The following is a 2,458-nucleotide window of genomic DNA, read 5'->3' on the forward strand; positions in this document are numbered from 1 at the left end:
ACATACAGTTTTTTTACTCTTACTCTTAAAGCATTGTTGCCACTTGTTACAGACTAGCGGTAGCGGGGGCAAAGAAAAGTTCCGTTTCAATAAACTTTATCGGTTGTTAAACTAAGTTATCATTTTTTTTCTGACAAAGTCAAATAAGTCTATCTTTATAAATACTCCAAAAACAAATCTCTAGAAATCTCCTCTGCACCTAAACTTTCTAAATGTTTAGTATATACTTGACAATCTATAAGTTTGTAATTTGTGTTTTGTATAAACGTTATAAAACCTGCTTTACTGGCATTACTTTCTTTGGTGAACATGCTTTCTCCACAAAATACATTATTGCCTAAATCTACGCCATATAATCCTGCTACTAATTTCTTGTCTCGCCAAACTTCAACGGATTTTGCATAACCTAAATCGTGTAAATTTATATATGCTTCAACCATACCATTAGTTATCCAAGTGCTTGCTTGTCCGTTGCGTTTTATTTTAGAACATTCCGTAATTACTTCTTTAAAAGCTTTGCTAATTGTAACCGTATAATCACCATTACGCAATATTTGTTTCATGCTTTTTGACACCTTAAGCTTTTCTGGAAACAATACAAATCGTGGATTGGGAGACCACCATAAAATAGGCTCGTCCATTTCAAACCACGGGAAAATACCGTTTTTATATGCGTGCAACAAGCGCTCGACCGATAAATCGCCACCTATGGCGAGTAGTCCGTCTGCGGTGGCTTCATCTGCATTTGGAAACCATATATCTTCGGTTAGGAGTTGCATTAAAACAGTTTGTATAAAAATAAAAAACCTCAACGTTTTAATGAACATTGAGGTTGGTAAATTATAAACCTTTCCGTCTTTTGATTCTTTATGAAATCAAAATTCATCTTTCCTTAAAAAAGAAATTAAAAACGGCCTAGAAAGGTAAATCGTCGTGATCGTCTTCTTTTAAATCTCCAGCAGGCTCAAAAGCATCCATTGGTGGTACTGGTGGTAAGTTTTCACCAGTGGCTTCAGCTTGTAAAGCTTCAATTCTCCAACCTTGAATTGAGTTAAAATATTTGGTTTCCCCTTGTGGATTAACCCATTCTCTACCGCGTAAATTGATGCTTATTTTAACTTGTTGCCCAACTTGGTAATTGTTTAATAAGTCTGTTTTATCTTGAACAAACTCCACCATAATATGCTGCGGATATTGCTCTTCAGTAGTTACAACTATTTCTCTTTTTCTAAACCCATTGCTTCCAAAAGTTTGAGTTTCTCCTACCATTTTAATTCTTCCTTGAACTTCCATTTAATCTATTATTTATTCTTAATTATTATTCTTTTAATTTCATCTTATCTTAAGACAACAATATTTTCCATGCACTTTCAACATCTCCAAAGCTTAAATAATTTCGTGCTAATTTATGTTTTTGTCTATGTGTTGCCGTTTTTATGTTTGGGTAACGTGCTCCTAAATCTTTTACAAATGCTTTAACGCTGTCTTCGGTTGGCAACCTTTCAATATTTGCTAACATGCCTAAATCGTTTCCTGTTAAAACCATACTGTTTTTTACAAAATCAGGAAAATTATCTACACCAATACCTAGTGTTGATAATGGTTTTGGTATTTCAAAAAACCCTTTTTTAGCACGTGTATAATAACTCCCACCTGCTCTGGCTACTAAATCTAACTTTTGTTGATTTATTACGCCTTCTTCATTTAAAACATCATCATCAATATGCAATTTTACAACTTCGCATATAATTAAATTTCCTGCACCCCCTTCTGTTCCTAACTTAACAATTTCGTTGACTTTACATTCAAATTGCACTGGTGATTCAGCAACACGAAACGGTTTTACAATATCCGATTTTAACATAGTTAAACCCGCTTTTTCAAACTCATTTACACCATCGGCATACTCTGTACTGCTTAATGACATTTGATGAACCATATCGAAATTCACCACATTTATAACTACCTCTTTAATAGCCTCGGCATTTTGTAACGTATGTTTTGTAGTGTTATCTCGAACACGACGCGCCGGCGAAAAAATCATAATTGGCGGATTTGCACTAAACACATTGAAAAAACTAAATGGCGATAAGTTTGGGTTACCGTCTGCATCTAAAGTACTTGCAAAAGCTATAGGTCTTGGAGCTACTGCACTTAACAAATAGCTATGTAATTTACCTGTTGAAATATCTTTAGGTTCAAACGACGTCATTAAACTTTTTTAATTTCAACAAAACTAATCAAAAAAAACATGATAATTTAAACTAGTTTTCAACATAAGTTTACCTCTGTCAACAATTTATCAATATTTGCTATCAAAGAAAATGTAACTAATCTCGTAATCAATTAAAACCGATTTACTAACAACTTGCGCAATAATATTAACAGATTTGCATTATATTACAAGTTAAATTAGTAGTTGATGATTTTTACCGAATACAAAAACACTTTTAGATGG

The 2,458-nt window shown here is 33.2% G+C and carries 3 protein-coding genes; all 3 read right to left on the bottom strand.

Translation table 11 applies throughout. The annotated features are described in order from the left end of the window. Positions 1-155 precede the first annotated feature (155 nt). Positions 156-779: a leucyl/phenylalanyl-tRNA--protein transferase gene (gene aat, locus AADI82_RS14850; RefSeq protein WP_341217192.1), complete on the bottom strand. Its 624-nt coding sequence runs from the start codon at positions 777-779 to the stop codon at positions 156-158. Positions 780-915: 136 nt separating this feature from the next. Beyond that, complete coding sequence (locus AADI82_RS14855; RefSeq protein WP_341217193.1) at positions 916-1,293, bottom strand: DUF3127 domain-containing protein; 378 nt, start codon at positions 1,291-1,293, stop codon at positions 916-918. A 49-nt stretch (positions 1,294-1,342) separates the two neighbouring features. Continuing rightward, positions 1,343-2,212 carry a flavin reductase family protein gene (locus AADI82_RS14860; protein ID WP_341217194.1) on the bottom strand — a complete coding sequence of 290 codons (870 nt, stop codon included), beginning with the start codon at positions 2,210-2,212 and terminating at the stop codon, positions 1,343-1,345. Between the last annotated feature and the right edge of the window lie 246 nt (positions 2,213-2,458).

The organism is uncultured Wocania sp., assembly GCF_964021735.1.
Lineage (GTDB): Bacteria > Bacteroidota > Bacteroidia > Flavobacteriales > Flavobacteriaceae > Wocania_A.

What these genes read in the sequence shown, in the direction of transcription:
- aat (WP_341217192.1), bottom strand. Translation starts at nt 779, where the DNA reads ATGCAACTCCTAACCGAAGATATATGGTTTCCAAATGCAGATGAAGCC.
- AADI82_RS14855 (WP_341217193.1), bottom strand. Translation starts at nt 1,293, where the DNA reads ATGGAAGTTCAAGGAAGAATTAAAATGGTAGGAGAAACTCAAACTTTT.
- AADI82_RS14860 (WP_341217194.1), bottom strand. Translation starts at nt 2,212, where the DNA reads ATGACGTCGTTTGAACCTAAAGATATTTCAACAGGTAAATTACATAGC.